Below are 19,759 nucleotides of genomic sequence, written 5' to 3'. Positions count from 1 at the left end.
AGGTTCCCTTTCGTTTTCAAAGCTTTAACAAATTCATTATAATAACCAATTGTTATTGTATCAAAATTTTCATTCAAGTCCTTCCCTCCAAAATCATCAAAAATAGAGCTTTGTTTTGCTCTTGTTAATTTTAATCACATACGATTACTGCATTTTACTTATAAAGAACAAGATTACAATACTGATTTCTATTATTTTTACTAATTCCATACCAGTTTAAGATACCAACTTCAGTCAATCGTTGCAAAGCTTTTCCAATATGATGTCTACTTCTCCCTGTTAGTTCAACAACCTTCTTAGTCATCATCTTCTCACCAAAATTATACATATAACGGACAATATCTTGCTCGTCTGGAGTTAAGTCACTAAAGTTTTCAAACTTATTTTCTAAGCTGTCTTGTGTGCTCAGATGACGACTGACAATATTATTTTTCACCCAATATCGAAAAATCAATATTTTCAATAGCAATAGCATTATCTGTTAATTTGAATAGTTCTTGACCTTTTGCTGACATGTCAAAATCGTCCCTAGAATCTAATGAATACATCACAAAATGTCTGCTACCCTCAGGAAGTTCAAATATCACTTGTAATTCATCTTGCTTGTCATCAACTATATTTTTAAAAATCATATTTGGGTAAATACTATATTCCAAAAATTCTAGTTCAGCACCAAATATCTGTAATGTCAATTCTCCCGGAATAATAACACCTAGTTTAGCTCCTTTTTCCAAACTATGTTCGGATGAATTGAATTTCTCTTTGTCAAATGAAAAACTAATCTGATTTTTATTTTTAATTGATACCATTCTTCTATTTACAAAAGATTCAAATAGTATCTTTGTAAAATAGATATCATCATTATCTATTTTCTGTGGAAAATCGAATGAAACAGAAAAATAATCTTGAATTTGCTTAAGTGCTTCTAAAAAATTATGATTTTTTTCAAATACCTCAATTTTTGCCTTATTTGGTTTCAATGATTTGTTAAATATTTCTATACCAGACTTAAAGAAGGAGCGAATAATATCTATATTGTTGAAATAACTATTTAAAGTTATTAAATTCTCATAGTTAAGACTAACTTCTAAATGTATTTCACCTGATTTTTCATTTAATACTAGCTCTAAATCAATCAAATGATTTCTATCAGAGACAATTTTTCTTTCTGTTAAACTTGGATACGGGACTCTTTCAATAGGTAAAGAGACTTCCAGTTCACCAACTTTTATTTCTAACGGTTCTAGCTCAGGAAACCTTTCTACTGGATACATAGTCTGTTTTGTTACACCAGAGCTACCTAAATGAATGATTGTAGGAGGATCATTTTGAAGCGGTTCATCTAAATTAAATGCTTTTTGAGTCCTATACATAGCTTCAACTAATTCATTAATGTTCTGTATTTTCATTCCTTCAAATTCCAATGGGAACTTAATCCTGACTTGAAAACTATTTTCCTTACGATCTTTTTTTGATCGCAGGACATACATATCCTCAGTTCCTTCCATCAATTCATAAGAATATCCTTTAGGGGCATTCAAATTTAATTTCTTTTTTAGAGCGCTTGGTGCTTTAATTGTTTTGGAATTCTTTTTAGAAAAGACGGAGTTAAACTTTGAAACCGCCATCACCAATCCTCCTTTAATTCATCATATACCATTACTTTAGAGATTAGAATATCCTTTTCTTCAGGAGAAAGTCGTCTTTCTTTTCGCTTCCCTCTAATAAATTTTATTAATTTATTTCTATTTTGGACAGTATCAACAAATATATATCTTACATCATCAACATCAAAACTCAACACTCCCTTAGTCGTAAACGGTATACTATCGGTATAAAAATTATTTGCTTTTTCTGCAAGAATATCCTCATCATCAATTAACATTAACGGAAGTTCACTTGGTTCTAGTTTGGGTATATACCGCCACTCATGCTCATCTTGAAAATTCTTGTTTATTTCTTGGATATTCCCATCTTTATCCCTGCGCTTCATCTGACCATAGTAGGGCTTGATGATTCTAATATATTCAAAAATAAAATTTGTCAAAATATCATTAATTTTAGAGCCTTTACTTGACCCTTCAATATCTTGACTTAACAATAAATTCATTGCATTGGTTAGTTCCTCAACATTAATAGATTCTTCATTTAAATAGTGAATTGGTTGGATTCCTTTTTTGATACCAAAATTTTTATGAAATGCTATTGAAAATTTACCATACCCTTTGTCCTCAGGAGACAATGGATTTCCCTCCGCATGATAGCTGATTTGATGCAATGGTATATCACAAAAGCAAGTCATAGGAATATACCACTCAGTTAAGTCTTTCGAATTATATTTTAATTTTAAATAACTAATATCTTCAGGGTAGTATCGGGGAGATATTGACATATTTAGCAAAATGTTTTCTAAAAAAGAGTACTCTTTCATAAAATTAAATAGTGCATTAGCTGTTATTTTTGAGTGATTAGTTTCAACATGATCTAATATTTTTTTAGCTTGATAATTTCTTTTTTCTGACATTAAATTCTCTTCCAAAGTTTACTTCTTGAAAACCTTTATCCGTTTGCTTATCATTATACCATGATTTGTCTATCATTAGTCAGTATCTTCCACAAGTAATTTCCTACTAAACATGCCTTTGCCTAGTGATGACTTAGAAAGTGCTTATGTATTTAAACAAAATTAACCTACCTTTTATTAAAACAAAGAGCACTTTTCGTACTCCATTACAAAAACTTTTATTTTTTCATTTTTTGTAGTTGAACACAAAAAAGTTCAGCATTTCTTACTGAACCTCTTTTTCAATAGTGATGGGCACTCGTCCCCAGGTCTGTTCAAGGATTTCTGGGTTTCCGAGTTGATAGACCTGGTCGGCTTGCTGGGTTAAGGTGTCCCATGGCTGCGAGCCTATACGGGAGATCAGTCGGGTCTTGTCTTTGATGCGGGAGAGATGCTGACGTCCTTTCTCCGTAAAACCAAGGACATGGACACCTTTTGGCAGGTCAGCTTCACGCGCATTGACTAGGATATAAGTCAGGATGCGGCGCACGCGCGCTTTGGTATAGCGCTTGGTGGCGACAGCTTCTACCAACTGATCAATATCGGTCACCTGCCGGATGGCTTTTTTGATGCGGGCAGCCAATTCTTCGTTGACCTGAAAGACTTGTGTCAGGTCTGGCTGGGTCGCAATATGATATTTCAGAAGTTGAAAATAGTCAGCCCAAGTCACTTGCGGACTCGCTTGAAACAGGTCGGGGTTAGGCATGCCTTTAGCCACAAAACTTTTATCTTGTCTATGATGGCGCAGACTGGTTGCGGAAGCGTAAAGCCTTTCTTTTTCTTCGGAATGGTAGGCTGCTCCCTGACGCTGAACAGGAGTCAGTTTGATGTCTTTTCCTGCACAAGCTTTGGCGTAGGCCAAGCCCAAAATATGGTTGGGCGTATCACCGGTAAAGTCAATACCTGCAAAAGTTTCCCACATGAGCTGTGTTTTTTGGGGATAGCTGAGCTCCTCAGGTAGTGTCGAAAGAAAAGCTGTCATCTGCTCTGCTTTTTTGCCATAAAGGGCTGATAAACGCTGGTAATCAAGGACTTCTTCCGTGCCGAAAGCAAGGGTATCTATGCCCAGCTTACGCAAAATGTCCATGGCCCCCTGAGCAAAGTAATCGGCCGACTGAACTGCCACTAAAAAGGGCAATTCAACGACAAGGTCAGCACCGTTTGCCAGCGCCATTTGCGCCCGCGTCCACTTGTCAATGATAGCCGGCTCGCCACGCTGGACAAAATTGCCAGACATGGCCACAATTTTGAGACCGTTAGCTTGATTCAAAAGATATTTGTGCCCATTATGAAAGGGGTTAAATTCGGCGATGATGCCTGTGATGGTCATGGGGGTCTCCTTAAAGATATGTATCGCTGAAGATATTGTTAAATGGAGTCTACAATACCTTCTGATAAGATAATCCTATTCGTTTGTTCATAATCAGATAGTGCTGATACTAATTGATCTTTTTCACGACTACCGTTTGTTGGTAATCTCAAAAGAGGAATATGATACTTTTGTAAAATACTATTTTTCAAAGTGTCACGCCTGATTTGATCTGGGTGATGATGGTATCGATAACCATCTACCTCAATAGCCAAGACCGGAACTCTGGTTATTTTATTAAATATTAAAAAATCTAAACTTGTTCGACTTTGATTAGCAAAAGTCTTCTCTGCATCTGTTAATAATGAAACATCTCTTATAAGGTGTCGTAAACGATATTGTGTGACAACATCTAAATCAGGATAAGAGAGCAAAATTTCTTTGATTAACTCATGCATTAAGTTTTCTGAATCATACTCAGAATGTCTTTGCTTATTTTTAAAATACTCTTCTCGCCGTTTTTCATACTGTTTATAGAGGTAATCAAACACTGAGCGAATCTGGCTCTGCTTAATATCACAATTTTGATAGGAAATATAACCCATCAAGTCACTTATATTTTTATCAGGTCTCTGTTGGTTTCCAGAAGTTACCATGATAAGTTGCTCTTTCGCTCTGGAGACAGCAACGTTTAATAAATGTGCATCATCAGTAAAGCGTGTTATCTGGTTATCTACTGTTGAAACAATCATTGTATCATATTCACGACCTTGAAATTTATGTACAGTATCGCTTACAAATGTTCCTACTTGCTCTTGTAATAAGTTAACTTGATTACGATAAGGTGCAATAATACCTGTCTTGTCTTCATTCAAGTGGTAGTGCTGTATAACTTCTTGCTTGATGATATCAACTTCTCGCTGATTAGTATGGTTCCTTGCATGGTTTCCTTTCACAGACTTGTAAGCAAGCAGGACATCTTCTTCACCTTTATCTTCTGTCATGATATGCAATTGACCATCGTAAAATTTGTGGTTACAAAACTGAATAATTTTAGGATGACAGCGATAGTGCTCTCTTAATAAAGTTTGTGGCTCATCAGGAAATAATTCGGTCATTACCTCTAAAAAATTCTTTTCAAAACTATAAGATGGCTTTATCTTACTGTCTTTCCTAAGACGTTCTGCTTTCTCTCCAATTTCTTTTGTTACAATATTAGGCAGTTGCTGAAGATCCCCTACAACCACTACGTTTTTAGCACAAGATAATGCTAAGGCACCAGTAGCAATATCTACTTGAGAAGCTTCATCTATAATCAAATAATCATATAAAACAGACTTATTCAAACAATTTTTAGCTGAAAAAGTTGTACTCAAAACAATAGGATATTCACGCAAAAAATCATTTGAAGATTTTAGAGTATCAAAATCTTCATTTTTAAATAATTTCCGTTTACCGCTCGGGATGAATCTTTGTGACAATTTATATTTTAAAGCTGCTTTTGAATACGACTCCATTTTCATCATTATATCATTGCCCGATAATCTTTGATATTGACATTTTAGTTTAGATAATGTCTTCCTTAGTTCCAATATTCTGGATTCGTAAAAATTTTTTTGAATTGTTGTAGCTAACAACATGGGATTCTGATCATAAAAAGTAAAATCTTTAATTCGATATTTAAATAAACTTTTCAATTTAAATATGAAACCGACTTTTTTATGATGTTCAAAAAGATTCTCACAATCCAACAACAGTTCTAAAAATTTCCTTGAAGATAGATTCGATAAGTCTGCCTCTAAAATGTTTTGCTCTGATATGTAGTCTTGAAAATGTTTGTACTCTGTCTCAATAAGCGCTAGTTCTGACTTAATATCGGCTTCTTGCTCCTTAATACTGAAAATTTTAATTAAATTATTTATATCAACGTCCTTGCTGATATCTTTAGAAAATTCTGGAAGATAATCAGGTAAAATGGTAGATTGGTTACTTAGAAATAGCTCCTTATTTTCTCGACTTCCTAAAGTAGCTGTTAGAAAATCTAAAGCTATCTCTGGCTGGGCTAGTTTTTCCGAAATATTGGCAATAGCAGAATTATTATTTGACACCACAAGAGCTGTCTGCCCCCTATAAAGGATATTCGACAAGATATTCAAAATAGTCTGAGTTTTTCCTGTACCTGGTGGTCCCTGAATAAGACTGATTTGATTTTCCATTGCAGACTTCGTTGCTGCAAATTGGCTATTATTACAACCAAAGGGAAAAATCAGTTCCGTGTCAGCTAATTGGGAATTTTCTTTTGAAGGGTTGGGTAATAGGAAGCGAGTCAAGACGGTCTTTTTTGATATGAAATCTACTTTAGCATAATTCCTACTTAATAAAGAGCTGCCATCTTCACCCCGAAGCTCATTTAAATCAGCGAGTTTTTCTAAATAAGAAAAAATATTATGCGATTGCTCGTTAAGAAAGACAGATTCTTCAATTTCTAAGTTATCAGAGTCTATAATACTATGGTTACCATTTTTAAAGCAAATCATAATTTTAACTTCATCCGCACAAGAATACTTCTTAACTGATACAACATTTGTGTAAGGCTCTTGTCCTAATCTACGATATTGGTAATTGTTTACAGGAAGTTCTTCTGAGTAATGATAAATTTTTACATTTTCTTTTTTATATAAATACTCTTTACCACTTTGAAATCGAACTCTAACTTTATCTGTCGATTCTGATTGATAGCTTAAGACTTCGCTTGTCTCGTTTTTCTTTTTTATGAAAATTAGTTCATCCATATCTTCAGCATTCCTTCACTTCCTCTATTTCTCACAAACAAAAAACCATCTCCTGCTTGTATCCCTAGGTTCCTTATCCTCAAAATCCGCGTAGACTTTGACATTCTTAAAGCCTGCCTGCTCCAGTAAGATATCGTAGGTCAAGAGGTCGTATGTGCGTTCTTCGTGAATCTCATCATAGCGGGTAAAGCGACCGTCTTCGTCTTGGATGAAAAAAGTTAATTCATGCACCACCGAATGGGGTGCTTCGTCCTCGTAAGTGTCCCAGACCATGGCAAAGTCTTCTGCATTTTCATGGTAGGAATAGCCCGGAAAGACTTCGTCTGTCTGATAGGTGGAATGGACATCAAAGATAAATATGCCGCCTTCGTTGAGGTGGTCGTAGACCTGCTTGAAGACATCTCCCACCTCGACCTCATCTTCCATATAACAGATGGAATCCGAATAACAAGTCACATAATCAAAGGTCCCGACCGACGACAAATCCAGCATATTCCCCTGAACAAAGGGAATATCCACATGGACTGTTTTTGCCCGTTTGGCTGCCAAATCAAGCATATCTTGGCTCAAATCCAAACCTGTCACATCAAAGCCCGTCTGCTTGAAACGAATAGACTGAATCCCCGTTCCGCAGGCCAACTCTAAGAGTTTAGCCTTTTTCTTTTTGGGAAAATGGCGGAGCGAAAAATCTGTCCATTGATCATAGAGGGAGTCGTCCATAATGCTGTCGTAGACGGCAGCAAATTTCTGATAGTTTTTCATCTTTTATTTTTTGATAGTGCTTTAAGTGCTGAGATTAAGCGAACCACTTTGCGGTTCCAGCCTTAACCCGAAATCCTGAGACGTTTGGTTTCCCTTTATCGTATATCTTTTCACCATAATAGCAACTATCAGAGAAGGCTTACTTAGCTTGCCTTCCATCCTTTCTTATGATTTTCAAAAACCTTGCCGTTCGGCAAGGCTGTTTTTATCCCAAATAGGCTGAGGCATCCACAAGCGGCGCTTCATGCCACAGTTTCTCAAGGTTGTAATACAGGCGTTCATCTTCTGAGAAAACATGGACAACAAGGCTGTTTAGATCCAACAGCACCCAGCCCCCTTTCGAATCACCTTCCACATGACTGGCATCGCCTCCAGCTGCCGCTACTTTTTCACGGATATTTTCTGCAATAGCATCTAATTGACGGCTGTTGCTGGCATGCATGACCACAAAATAATCTGCCAAGGTGGTCAGACCTTGTAAGTCCATAATCACAATATCCTCAGCCCGCTTTTCATCGGCAGCTGTCACAACTAACTCTAATAATTCTTTTTCTGTCATTTAATCCTCTCTAAAATATGTGCTAATGTATCAACTTGAGCAAAATTCCAAGACCAGATGGTTTCATACTGGTCAATCAGACCTTTTAGATCAACTTTCCCAGAAAATCCGGTTGTTGTTCCATCCTGAATGACCGCCAGTTGGTAGCCTAATTCATAGGCCACCTTGATGGTCGTGTCAATACAGAAATTGGTCGACATGCCCATGATAATCAACTGCTCAATCCCTTGCTCATCAAGATAAGCTTGTAGCTCCGTTTCCTTAAAGGCACTATTGTATGTTTTGTCAATAATGACCTCGCCAGCCAAAGGAGCCACCGACTCATGAATTTGCCACGCTGGGCTTCCTTCGACTAACTCCTCACTGCGGTGACGGACATGGATCACCTCTACTCCCACTTGACGCGCCTTAGCAAGGCTATCCCGCCACAATTGCAAGCGCTCTTCAATCGCATAAGGTTTCTCTTCCACCATCAGATTTTGGATATCGATAGCTAGAAGGCCTATGTTCATAGATTCTCCTTAAATTTTTGTAATTGCGTCATTATAGCCGCCGCGATGTGCTTGCGTCGCCATACTACAAAGTGGTACGACGTTTGTTGCGTCACCACCTTCAAACCATTTGGGATGAAGCCCCAAGTCATGCAAGGTTGAACCTGAAGAACATGCTCATAAGAAATAAATTCCTCTTGGGTCTGAAAATTCACACCATGCGGTCGAAACAAGAGACCACTCTCGCAAATATCTAAATGGCCGCCTACGGCTTCAATGCCACGAAATAAATTGGCTGCGATGGTTTTTGTTACAGTTTCTCGCATATTACTCCTTCAAATAACGGACATAAGCATTATAGGTTTCTAGGGTTCTGGGGTAAATAGGAACTCCTTGCTTCGCCAAGTAGGCTACTGTTGAAGCCGTTTCATAGGCTACAGCCCGATTCAGTGAATGTCTCGCAATTTCTCTAGCCTCAGCCACTCCGGGAAAGTTACGGCCATCTTCAATGTAATCAGCGACATAAACAATCTTATCCAAGGTCGACATCTGGCTAGAGCCGATGGTATGACGCTCAATCGCCTGCAAAATGTCCGGATCTTCTAGACCCAGATCTTCCTTGATTTTATAAATGCCAACGACCCCATGCCAGATATTATTGCCCCAATTTTTCAAATCAGTATCCAGACTGTACCGATCAATCAAGTCTACAAAGTCCTGGTCCGACAATTCTTTGGCATAATCATGCAGAAGTCCTGCTAAACCTGCTTTTTCAGTGTCGTAAGCATTGGCTTCTGCCAATGCCACACAGGCTTTTTCAACCCCCAAGACATGTTGAAACCGCTTTTCAGACATAACCGCCCTGACTTTTTCAAGAACTTCTTCTCGACTGAGGCCGAGATAGGTTTCATAGGTCATTGATACAGCCCTTCTTTCTCAATATAATCAAGAACTGGTTTTGGCAATAGGAAGTTGGGCTTTCGACCTTGCTGGATAAAATCCCGCACCATGCTTGATGAGATATCCATCAGCGGTACATCTACCCAAATCACAGGGTAGGAGGTTCCCGCCTTATACTTAGGACGCTGAACACCGACAAACTGCACTAAGTTGATGAGTTCATCAATCCGGTGCCACTTGGGCAGATAGTCTACCATGTCAGCCCCGATGATAAAATAATAATCCACATCTGGGTTTTGCTCGGTCAGTAATCTCATTGTGTCATAGGTATATGAAATCCCCCGACGTTCTAGTTCAATGTGTTCAATTGACAGACCGGAAATCCCCTCGATAGCTAGCTCCAACATCTTCAGACGATGTTTTTCATCAATGGTTCCTTTTTTATCAACGTGAGGCGGTATGAATTCCGGCATTAGGAAGACCTGATCTAAGCCAAGCTGCTGACGCACCTGATCCGCTACCACCAGATGGGCGTTGTGAACAGGGTTAAAATTACCGCCCAAAATCCCGATTTGTTTACGGTCGGTCTCTTTTTTTTCTTCTTCTAATTCCACCTTGGTAAAAGGTGTTAAGAGTTCTAAAGCCATTTTGCCTCCAAAATCTCCTGCCATTAAATCGCTTTAACTTGTTTGGACAGTTTTCGATTTTCCTTACGGCTGGATTCCTTGTATAAAATCAAAACACGGCCAATTTTAAGCACGGTATCCAGACCAATTTCTTCTTCCAGAATTTCAGCAACCTCCTGGGGCATTTCATCTGTATTTTGCAGAAGCGTTACTTTGATAAGCTCGCGGGCATCCAGAGCGTTACGAATGCTGGTTTTAATTTCATTGTTTAAGCCATTTTTCCCAATCTGAATGATGGGCTTTAGGCTATGTGCCTGACCTTTGAGGAAGGCACGCTGTTTACTTGTTAACATATCATTTCCTTTACTTTTACAAGTCCCCTAAATCAGAGCTTTGCGTGTCAGAACAGCCACACCTTCCGGTGCCCAGGCTGAAACTTTGGCAGCCCCATTGACACGTATCCAGCCCAACCCTGAAAAGACGATGTCCGTTCTATCAGTAATCGTGAAATCATGTCTGATGAGCTTCGGAAAATCACCCTTATCTTTCTGGGATGGCGGCTCCAACAGATTTCCCAAGTGTTTCTCATAAAAGGCGTCAGCGCCTGCCAGCTTAGTCCTATGAATCCTGAGGTTATTGTCAAAGTAGGCGGTGAAGCCCTGCTTATCACCTGATACGTAATCAAATCTCGCAAGACCTGCTAAAAAGAGGGTTTGTTCAGGATTCAGTTGATAGGTTTTGGGCTTGATTTCCTTCTTGGGACTGACATACTTCAAATCCTTGTCCGACAGGTAATGGGCCATCTGATGGCGGTGAATAATCCCTGGTGTATCAAAGAGATAAGAACCGTCGTCCAGAGGAACCTCAATTTTATCAAGGGTCGTTCCCGGAAAACGGGAGGTGGTAATCAGGTCTTTGCTGCCGGTGATTTCTTGGATAATGGCGTTGATTAAGGTTGACTTGCCGACATTAGTCACTCCGACAACATAGACATCCCGTCCCTGTCGTAAAGTCTCAATCTTAGCCATCAACTCCTTGATGGCCTGTTTTTGCTGAGCACTGGTTAGAATAACATCCACGGGCCGCAATCCTTCTTCATGCGCCCGTTCCGTCAGCCATTGGGTCACCTTGCCTGCCTTAACTGACTTGGGCAGGATATCTGATTTATTCCCAACCATAAGGACATCATTTCCTGCAACAAAACGTGACAGACCTGGAATAACCGAACCGTTAAAGTCAAAGATATCGACGACATTGACAACCAAAGCTTGACTGTCTCCTACTTCGTGAAGCAACTTTAAAAAATCATCGTCCGACATATGAACATCTGTGATTTCATTATAATGGCGCAGTCTAAAGCAGCGCTGGCAGTAGACCTCTCCTGTCTCAAGCCCTTTATCCAGGGCTGATTGAGGGGTGTATCCGGCAGCCGCCTTATCCTGTGTTTGAATTTGGGCACCGCAGCCGATGCAATATAATGCTTCCACTTAAATTTCCTTTTTATAAATCATTTTCCCGTATTTGTCTTCCAGCTTTTTCCAGACACGGCGCTCACGGGCACGGTTAAATTTGGTATTCCAAGCATCTGAGGTAATCAAAGGCTTCACCAAGATACTGCGAATCCCCGCACGTTTGGCTGCGCGAATATCCGTCATGAGCTGGTCTCCCACCATAACCACTTCATCTTTTGAAAAGCCATAGCGGTCAATGGCCATGTGAATACCTCTGGTAAAAGGTTTCATCGCACGGCTGACAAAGTCAATATGAAATTTTTCCACCGCCCGCTTCACGCGCGAGTATTTATTGTTGGATACCACCACAACGGGCATGTCTGCCTCCGTCATACTGTCAATCCATTCCCGCAGCTGGGGTGTTCCGTCAGGATTGTTCCAGGCAATCAAGGTATTGTCCAAATCAACTAAGACTGCTTTTATCCCATGCTTTCGCAAACTATCTGGGGTTAAATCATAAACAGCTTCTACTATAAAATCCGGTCGATAATCTTCTATACTCAATTTAGTCTCCAAAGTCAATAGTCCCTTTATTTTAACATAAAATAAAGAATAAGGCGAGGAAGAAAAAGTGCTAAAAAGATACAGGGAAGGCGCTTTCCTAGTTTCTAATATCTAACCTGCAACCAAAAGGTAGCTTTCTACTCACCGATACCATTGATTAAAAAATGGTATCGCATAAAATACCAAAGTGATTTACCCCAACCCCAATATCTCTAATAAATGCCATTAAAACAATTCTCAAATAAAGCCAATCATAGGATTTCACTAACACCTTCATGATTAAAGCATTAGTATCATTTAGTGAAAACGCTTGTAAAGTTTAGATTTTGTTCTATAATTAAAATGAAAGGGGTGGAAATGATGAAAAAGAGACGAATTTCATCTTGGTACTATGCCAAAAAATACTTTATGACGCTATCTTGTGTAACAGCTTTAACCGCCATTACCTTTATAGCAAAACCAGCTGTTGCAGAATCACCTCCTACAGAAACAGCAACTTCAGAAGAGGTGCTCACAGTTCCTGAAGCAGCCCAAGTTTCTCCGGCAGCTGATAAGGGTTCAGTCGAAGATGTTGATTATACGACGGCAGCACCTTCGGAGGCTTCCGCAGAGACAGCCACTTCTGAAAGTACGTCAACTGTCACTAGTGAATCAACCAGTACTTCAGCCCAAGCAGCTGTAAGTCAAGCAAGCGAGCAAAACGGCGGCCACTATCACAGTGATGACAAAGGAAACTGGTACTATACTGATGCAAATGGCATTAATCTAACTGGTGCTCAAACCATCAACGGTGATCGTGTTTACTTTGATGAAAATGGTGTGCAAGTTAAGGGCGCCTTTGCTAGTGATGGTCACTACTACGATCCAGATACTGGTACTATGTGGACAAGTCGCTTTGTCAGTACAGGTGATAATCACTGGTACTATGTCAATGACAAGGGCGATAAAGCAACGGGTCTACAAACCATTGATAGTAAAACCTATCATTTCGATAATAATGGTCTCCAAACAAAAGGCACACGCGTCCTTATCAATGGTAAGGGATATTATTTCCATCCAGACTCCGGTGAACTGTGGAACAACAAACTGAGAAAGATCTACAGAAATACTTATGTCAATGGTACTTACGATGAATTATGGTACTACTATGATAATGACGGCAATATCTATGAAGGGCCTCTAACGCTTGATGGCAAAGAACACTACTTTACTCCAGGCGAAGTCAGATGGAAGATTTTTAAAAATCCTGATGGTACTGAAAGTTTCTATAATGAAGATGGCATTAAGGTCTATAATGACTGGGGTTCCATTAGATATATGTACCTGCGGGGTTATTTATGGACGCCAAAGATTTATTTAGATGAAAATGGTCATGTCGTTCACGGTTTTAAGACAATTGATGGACACCTTTACTACTTTGATGAATCGGGCTCTCTAAGAGATGACGTTCCGGGCAGCCCTAAGCCTTTATTTGAGGTAGATGGTAACCAATATTTCGCTGATTTCCGTGGAGAATACAGCGATACCCGTGCTGCTATCCTTACCAACCGTATCTTCACTTATGAAGGCGTCACCTACAGTGCTGATGAAACAGGAAAATTGACAAAAGTGACCAATAGAAAGCAGTACATTAATGTTGGCAATAATTGGTACTATGTAGATACTTATGGCAGTATCTTGAAAGGTGAACAAACCATTGACTATGTAAAAGTTTACTTCAATCAGGACGGCAAGCAAGTCAAAGGTGCCTTTGCTGACAACGGTCACTATTATGACAAAGACACGGGAGCCATGTTAACTAACCGCTATATTGAGGTTGACGGCAACTGGTATTATGTCGATCAAAACGGTAACAAACTCTATGGAACTCAAACCATCGACGGCGTGCAAGTTTACTTTGACCAAAATGGCATTCAGGCCAAAGGGACTTTTGCTGATGATGGACACTACTATGACAAGGATACAGGCAGCATGTTAACCAAGCGTTATGTAGAATGGGACGGTAGCTGGTACTATCTTGGTGCAGAAGGCTATGCGCTTATCGGTGAAGCAGTCATTGATGGGGTAAATGTCTACTTCCACGAAAATGGCAAACAAGCCAAGGGGGAACTTATCATCGAAAATGGTGAGATTCATTACTATGATCCTCATACGGGTGCCCGTGTGTCAAATACGACCCTTACAATCAATGGTGTAACTTACAGCTTTGACGATAAGGGCAATGGCAGAGTGATTTAAAAACCAAAGCACTGTATGTACAAAATAAAATATCTCTGCTTTCTCCTTAGTAGAAAGCAGAGATATTTTTATGCTTTTGAAAAACAATAGCACTTTATCTTGCTCATTGGTGAAGTTTATTCGCTTTTTTCACTGATTTTCTTCACCCTCTATTGTCGGAGCTATGCTGATAAATTCAGCGGATGGAAATCAAAGCTGATTGGCGAGTTTTTCTCAGTGCTTTGTTTAGTATCCGTGCTTACAATGATTAGTCTAAAGAACACTAATATTTCGGCAATTTGCAACCATTCGCGATCAAACTTTTTTTGTTTTTGTCTATCACTATTACCTTTTATGTGGGAATTATAGAGACAAATTTGTACAAAACTTACTAAGATAATCGTAATTATCTGGTGGACGAACACAAACCCAATTGATTCTCCTTTGATCAAAGCGACTGCCTTTTGAAAGCATGAACTGTCCTTTCGGAAAGTTTTTTAAGCCTTGCTTTTTTAGAAATCTTTGTTATAATAAAAATATAGACCGACTGTCGGTCTAAAAAATAAACAAAGGAATCTTCTATGGCTAGTAAAAAAGAACAAATTCTGGATAAAGCATTGCATCTCTTTTTAGAAAAGGGATTTGACAAGACCTCTATTAGTGATATTCTGGATAGTCTGAATATTGCACGCGGTACCCTCTACTACCATTTTGAATCAAAAGAAGCGATTATGGATGCCATCATTGCGCGACAAGCCCAGAAGGTCATCCAAAAAGTCGAAAAGATTGTCGACGATCACAGTCTTCCTGTTTACGATAAGCTTTTTGCTCTCTTTGCTGCCATGAATTTCAGTGACTTAAACGGAGGACAGCAGATGATTGACTACCTCAACCAGCCGCAAAATGCCCTCTTTCACGAAAAAAACAACCAGATGATTGTCGAAAAAATTAGTCCCCTGCTGGCTCAGGTGATTGAGGAAGGCATTCAAAAGACTAACTTTGAAAATCCATTTCCACTCTATACGGCCGAAATGATTTTGATCTTAATCATTGGTTTTTTGGACAACCGTCTGGCCGATCTGTCTCAGGAAGAGCTGCTTGAAAGAATGGACAGCCTGCTCCATAATATAGAACGCCTCTTGGGAGCCCCTGAAGGTGCTCTTCAAACCTTTAAACGCTTAGGCATTTAGCCTAGAAAGAGGACCACTATGCGGACCAACTATCATAAGTTTTTACTCCTTTGCCTGGCCAGTCTGGTCTCAGCAACAGGATCTGGAATGACCGCCTTTGCACTAGGTGTCTATACCTATCAGCAAACAGGGCTGAGCAGCCTGACCGGACTGTTGATGCTCTTAGGATTTCTTCCCAGCCTTCTCTTAACTCCCTTAGCTGGAATCTTAGCAGACTGCTACGATCGCAGGCTCTTAATGATGCTTGGTGACGGCTGTTCCATGATTGGTCTTCTTGTCATCCTCTTCAGTCTGACTCTGCCTCATCAAAGAGAGGTGATCTTAGGTTTAGGATTGGGGGTTGTGATTAGTGCCATCTTTTCATCACTCGTTGAACCGGCCTTTCGGGCAACTGTTTCCGACTTGCTGGAAAAAGAAGACTACTCTAAGGCCAGCGGAATGGTTCAGCTGGTAGCCAGCAGCCGCTACCTCTTATCTCCGGTTTTAGCTGGCCTGCTGCTCAGTATGGCTGGCATTCAGACGATTATTTGGATTGATTTGATGACTGTCCTTCTTACCTTACCGATAACCTATCTAGTCAGACGGGAAATGAAGAATCCTGGCAAAGTCAGCAGCCGTTTCAGTATTAAAAATGACATTAAGCACGGCTTTCACTTGATTTATGAGAAAAAGGGGATTTGGTTTTTAGTCCTCTTTGGCATCCTGATTTCCTTTTATCTAGGCACCATCGAAACCTTAATGACACCCATGATTTTGGCTTTTAGCAGTGAGCGCTTTTTAGGGACAGCCACGACAATTTCAGCCAGCGGGATGCTGGTCGGAGGGCTTATTTTAGGAAGCTTCCAGATTAAAAAAGGCTTTACTCGAATCCTGTCCTTTTCCTTGATGACGGTTGCTCTAGCCATGATTGGCTTTGCGGCAAGAGAGAGCAAACTATCTCTTTGTCTGTTCGGCTTTATCCTTTTTGCCGCCCTCCCCTTTGCCAATATGGCCATTGACTACTTAATCAGAACCAATATTAGCGCAGAGAATCAAGGCAAGGCCTGGGGATTGATCGGCATCATTTCACAAATTGGCTATATCCTTGCCTACGGAGGTATCGGTCTGGTCAACGACTATATCAGTCAGCCCCTGCTAAATCCTCACGGTCTTCTAGTGGATAATCTGGGGAAAATCATTGGCAGCGGTCAGGGAAGAGGGGCAGCTTTACTGATTATCATTGCGGGTTTCTTGCTCTTTGTCACTGCCCTTAGTCTCTTTAAAAATACAGACATCAAACTCTTGGAGGACGGCCATGTATTGGAAACTGCTTAAAAACGACATCAAACATAACCTCGTACAGACAATAAACATTGCCTTTTTCATCGTCCTGTCTGTGGCGTTTCTGGCGGCGGCCGGCCAATTGGCTGTCCAGCTGACCAGCTCTATCAACCACTTGTTTGAAACAGCCAAAACGCCTCATATCTTGCAGATGCATACTGGAGATATCAACCAGAAGCGACTGCAAAAGTTTGTGGCCTCTCATTCAGAAATTGAAGACTACCAGATTCTTAATTTTTTGAATGTGGATAATGCTCTTTTAGCCTTTAATGGCAAATCGCTCAAAGATTCCGTTTATGATAATGGTTTTTCGACCCAAAGTCCGCGTTTTGATTACCTGCTGGATTTAAAGGGCGACCTTATCAAGGCGGGAAAAGGCCAAGTTTATGTGCCTATTTTCTATGCCACCTCCGGCCTAGTTAAAAAGGGAGATCGTTTAACAATTGGCAGCCACGCGTTAAAGGTTGCCGGCTTCGTGAGAGACTCTCAAATGAATTCTTCTCTTTCGGTATCAAGGCGTTTTATCATCAATCAGGCTGATTACGATGCTATCGAAAAACAGGGCGAGCTAGAATACCTGATTGAATTTCGCCTCAATGACCTTAGCAAGACATCAGCCATTGAGACGGCTTACAGTCAGGCAGGACTTGAGGCAGATGGACCGCCACTCATGACCTACACGCTCTTTCAGATTGTCAATGCCTTCTCTGATGGGATTACGATTTTAGTGATGACCCTCATCAGTTTCTTAGTCATTGGTATTTCACTGCTTTGCATCCGCCTGATGCTGCTCGCTAAATTTGAGGAGGACTATCGCGAATTGGCTGTCCTCAAAGCTATCGGAATACCGCTTGCCAACATTAAAAAGATTTTCCTCAGCAAGTACCTCTTTATTGCGGCCCTATCAAGCTTTATCGGCTTCCTCCTCTCCTTCTTGATTAAAAGACCTTTTCTCAACAATATGAAAATGTTCTTTGGAGAGGCTGACGAAAGCATTTTGCCCTCTCTGGTCGCTTTCTTGCTGGCGCTACTGATCTTTTTAATCATCTATATCAGCATGAGAAGGCTAAGCAGGCGCCTCAAAGACCTAAGCCTCAACCCAAACCAGGTGCAGGAAAAAGAAAGCAGTCCTAAATACCTCTCCAATTGGAATCGGACTCTCCGTCTAGCGGTTAGCGACCTGCTTGCCAGATCAAAGATCTATCGGACCATGATTCTGGTCTTTATCCTCTCCATCTTTGTTTTGACAGTCCCCATGTCAATCTATTCGACCATTTCAAATAAAAGTTTTGTCAATTATCTAGGGATAGGTTCTTACGATGTTCGTGTTGACCTTTCGCAAATCTCAGGGAAAGATAACGATATCCAAAAGCTGATTCACCAACTGCAAAAGGACAAGCAAATCCAAAAATTCGATGTTTTTCGCAGCAAAATGGCTTCTTATCAAACAGTTTCCGGAGCTACTGAAAAAATCTGGCTTGATTTTGGCAACCAAAACAGCTTCCCTATTCAATATCTCTCTGGACGGGCACCCCGTGGCGAAAAAGAAATTTCCCTGTCTAAGCTCAAAGCCGATGATTTATCTAAGGAAAAAGGGGATCAGATAACTCTGATGGTTGACGGGAAAGAAAGAAAAGTCACCGTTTCCGGTATCTTCTCTGACCTGACCAATGGTGGCAAAACAGCTCGGGCAGCCTTTAAAACAGACGATTCCAATGTCATTTGGATGATTATACCGATAAAACTTAAGGACGGGGTCTCTGTCAAGACCTTTATAGACCGTTATCAAACCGCTTACCCCTTCGCCAAATTCTCAGATGTCAACACCTACCTGAAACAGATTTTTGGCAATACCATTGCTATGGTGCAGACAATTACTTGGGTTGCCTTTACCGCATCTGTCTTTCTGATTTTCCTGATTACCACCTTGTTTATTCGAATGCTTTATCTCAAAGATCAGGGGCAGAATGCTCTCCTCAAGGCCATCGGCTTTACCAACCGTGACATTTATCGGCAGTATGTTATCAAGGCAGCTATTATTCTGGCTTTAGGTTTGCTGATTGGTAATCTGTTAGCTGTAACTCTAGGAGATTGGCTAGGAGCAGCCCTTCTATCAATGATTGGCATTTCAGGAATTGATTTCATCAGAAACCCTTTATTTACCTACTTACTCGTACCGCTCGCTATGCTCCTGTCGACCTTCTTAGCCACTTATCTAGGCATTCGGGGGCTTAAAACGACTAATATTTCCCAATTGCTTAAGGAGGATGTATGACCACACTATTAACTGCCAAGGGCATTAAAAAATCTTTCTACAATGACAGCCTTGAAACGACTGTCCTAAAAGGCGTTGACCTAGAACTCCAGGAAGGTGAGTTTGTCTCCATTATGGGGAAATCAGGCTCTGGAAAATCTACCCTTTTGAACATTCTATCCACGCTGGATAAGGCTGATTCGGGTGAGATTAAACTTCAAGGGCAGGACATCAGCCAGCTAGAGGATGAAAAGGCCGGCGCCTTAAGACGAGAAACCTTTGGTTTCGTCTTCCAGCTGCCCAGAATGGTTAAGAACCTAAGTATCTTGGATAATATTCTTCTTCCTTCCATGAAATACAAGGTTAATAAGGCAGAAGCCAAAGAAGAGGCCCTAACCCTGATGGACAAAATCGGCATTTTGGAAATTGCTGATAAACGCCTGTCCCAAGTCTCTGGCGGCCAGTTACAGAGAGCCGGAATCTGTCGCGCGATTATCAATCAACCAAAACTCATCTTTGCAGATGAGCCTACGGGCGCCTTAGATTCTAAATCAGGCAAAGATGTCCTCGACCTCTTTGCCACGCTTCATCGAGAAGGAAAAACCATCCTCTTAGTCACCCATGATATCAATGTCGCAGCCATGTCAGAACGGGTCCTTTTCATGAAAGACGGTCTTCTCTATAAAAACCTTCAACTGGGAAACGACCCTGCTGCAAATGCCCTAGAGGTTCAAGAACAAATCAACCATTTATAAAAATAA

General features: G+C 40.4%; 19 protein-coding genes. 5 read left to right on the top strand and 14 right to left on the bottom strand.

What is annotated here, in order from left to right:
- Positions 1 to 154: 154 nt before the first annotated feature.
- The 14 genes from A3GY_RS0107190 to A3GY_RS0107125 form a co-directional block, all read right to left on the bottom strand.
- Positions 155 to 436 carry a hypothetical protein gene (locus A3GY_RS0107190; protein WP_018030746.1) on the bottom strand — a complete coding sequence of 94 codons (282 nt, stop codon included), beginning with the start codon at positions 434 to 436 and terminating at the stop codon, positions 155 to 157.
- A complete protein-coding gene (locus tag A3GY_RS0107185) occupies positions 426 to 1,628 on the bottom strand; it encodes an abortive infection system toxin AbiGii family protein (RefSeq protein ID WP_018030745.1) in 1,203 nt (400 codons plus the stop codon). The genes A3GY_RS0107190 and A3GY_RS0107185 overlap by 11 nt, the downstream gene beginning before the upstream one ends.
- The gene (gene abiGI, locus A3GY_RS0107180) at positions 1,628 to 2,524 is read right to left on the bottom strand and encodes an abortive phage resistance protein AbiGI (RefSeq protein ID WP_018030744.1); all 897 of its coding nucleotides are present in this window, start codon (positions 2,522 to 2,524) and stop codon (positions 1,628 to 1,630) included. The genes A3GY_RS0107185 and abiGI overlap by 1 nt, the downstream gene beginning before the upstream one ends.
- Positions 2,525 to 2,789: 265 nt before the next feature.
- A complete protein-coding gene (locus A3GY_RS0107175) occupies positions 2,790 to 3,893 on the bottom strand; it encodes a nucleotidyltransferase (protein ID WP_018030743.1) in 1,104 nt (367 codons plus the stop codon).
- Between the two features lie 38 nt (positions 3,894 to 3,931).
- Positions 3,932 to 6,664 carry an AAA domain-containing protein gene (locus tag A3GY_RS0107170; RefSeq protein ID WP_018030742.1) on the bottom strand — a complete coding sequence of 911 codons (2,733 nt, stop codon included), beginning with the start codon at positions 6,662 to 6,664 and terminating at the stop codon, positions 3,932 to 3,934.
- A 24-nt stretch (positions 6,665 to 6,688) separates the two neighbouring features.
- Entirely contained in the window at positions 6,689 to 7,426 is a 738-nt protein-coding gene (locus A3GY_RS0107165; RefSeq protein WP_018030741.1) for a class I SAM-dependent DNA methyltransferase, read from the bottom strand.
- 205 nt (positions 7,427 to 7,631) lie between these two features.
- On the bottom strand, positions 7,632 to 7,985 hold the full coding sequence (gene rsfS, locus A3GY_RS0107160) for a ribosome silencing factor (RefSeq protein WP_018030740.1): 354 nt from the start codon (positions 7,983 to 7,985) through the stop codon (positions 7,632 to 7,634).
- Positions 7,982 to 8,497, bottom strand: a complete 516-nt coding sequence (locus A3GY_RS0107155) for a cysteine hydrolase family protein (RefSeq protein ID WP_018030739.1) — start codon at positions 8,495 to 8,497, stop codon at positions 7,982 to 7,984. The genes rsfS and A3GY_RS0107155 overlap by 4 nt, the downstream gene beginning before the upstream one ends.
- Positions 8,494 to 8,802, bottom strand: coding sequence for a hypothetical protein (locus tag A3GY_RS09750; RefSeq protein ID WP_018030738.1), 309 nt, complete (start codon positions 8,800 to 8,802; stop codon positions 8,494 to 8,496). Before A3GY_RS09750 ends, A3GY_RS0107155 begins: the two co-directional genes overlap by 4 nt.
- Position 8,803: 1 nt before the next feature.
- On the bottom strand, positions 8,804 to 9,394 hold the full coding sequence (gene yqeK / locus A3GY_RS0107145; RefSeq protein ID WP_018030737.1) for a bis(5'-nucleosyl)-tetraphosphatase (symmetrical) YqeK: 591 nt from the start codon (positions 9,392 to 9,394) through the stop codon (positions 8,804 to 8,806).
- Positions 9,391 to 10,023: a nicotinate-nucleotide adenylyltransferase gene (locus A3GY_RS0107140; protein WP_026161974.1), complete on the bottom strand. Its 633-nt coding sequence runs from the start codon at positions 10,021 to 10,023 to the stop codon at positions 9,391 to 9,393. The genes yqeK and A3GY_RS0107140 overlap by 4 nt, the downstream gene beginning before the upstream one ends.
- 23 nt (positions 10,024 to 10,046) lie before the next feature.
- On the bottom strand, positions 10,047 to 10,355 hold the full coding sequence (gene yhbY / locus A3GY_RS0107135) for a ribosome assembly RNA-binding protein YhbY (protein WP_018030735.1): 309 nt from the start codon (positions 10,353 to 10,355) through the stop codon (positions 10,047 to 10,049).
- Positions 10,356 to 10,382: 27 nt separating this feature from the next.
- Positions 10,383 to 11,489: a ribosome biogenesis GTPase YqeH gene (gene yqeH, locus A3GY_RS0107130; RefSeq protein ID WP_018030734.1), complete on the bottom strand. Its 1,107-nt coding sequence runs from the start codon at positions 11,487 to 11,489 to the stop codon at positions 10,383 to 10,385.
- Entirely contained in the window at positions 11,490 to 12,017 is a 528-nt protein-coding gene (locus tag A3GY_RS0107125) for a YqeG family HAD IIIA-type phosphatase (protein ID WP_018030733.1), read from the bottom strand.
- A gap of 360 nt (positions 12,018 to 12,377) precedes the next feature.
- Here A3GY_RS0107125 and A3GY_RS0107120 point away from each other — a divergent pair, with 360 nt between their 5' ends.
- The 5 genes from A3GY_RS0107120 to A3GY_RS0107095 all read left to right on the top strand — a co-directional run bounded on the left by A3GY_RS0107120 (position 12,378) and on the right by A3GY_RS0107095 (position 19,753).
- Entirely contained in the window at positions 12,378 to 14,255 is a 1,878-nt protein-coding gene (locus A3GY_RS0107120) for a glucosyl transferase (protein WP_026161973.1), read from the top strand.
- Between the two features lie 560 nt (positions 14,256 to 14,815).
- On the top strand, positions 14,816 to 15,424 hold the full coding sequence (locus A3GY_RS0107110) for a TetR/AcrR family transcriptional regulator (RefSeq protein ID WP_018030730.1): 609 nt from the start codon (positions 14,816 to 14,818) through the stop codon (positions 15,422 to 15,424).
- Between the two features lie 18 nt (positions 15,425 to 15,442).
- Complete coding sequence (locus tag A3GY_RS0107105; protein ID WP_018030729.1) at positions 15,443 to 16,738, top strand: MFS transporter; 1,296 nt, start codon at positions 15,443 to 15,445, stop codon at positions 16,736 to 16,738.
- Positions 16,719 to 19,019, top strand: a complete 2,301-nt coding sequence (locus tag A3GY_RS0107100; RefSeq protein ID WP_018030728.1) for an ABC transporter permease — start codon at positions 16,719 to 16,721, stop codon at positions 19,017 to 19,019. The genes A3GY_RS0107105 and A3GY_RS0107100 overlap by 20 nt, the downstream gene beginning before the upstream one ends.
- Entirely contained in the window at positions 19,016 to 19,753 is a 738-nt protein-coding gene (locus A3GY_RS0107095; protein WP_018030727.1) for an ABC transporter ATP-binding protein, read from the top strand. The genes A3GY_RS0107100 and A3GY_RS0107095 overlap by 4 nt, the downstream gene beginning before the upstream one ends.
- The last annotated feature ends 6 nt before the right edge of the window (positions 19,754 to 19,759 follow it).

The organism is Streptococcus ferus DSM 20646 (assembly GCF_000372425.1).
Lineage (GTDB): Bacteria > Bacillota > Bacilli > Lactobacillales > Streptococcaceae > Streptococcus > Streptococcus ferus.
The sequence above is the reverse complement of the archived record's forward strand: the minus strand, read 5'-3'. Positions and strand labels throughout refer to the sequence as shown.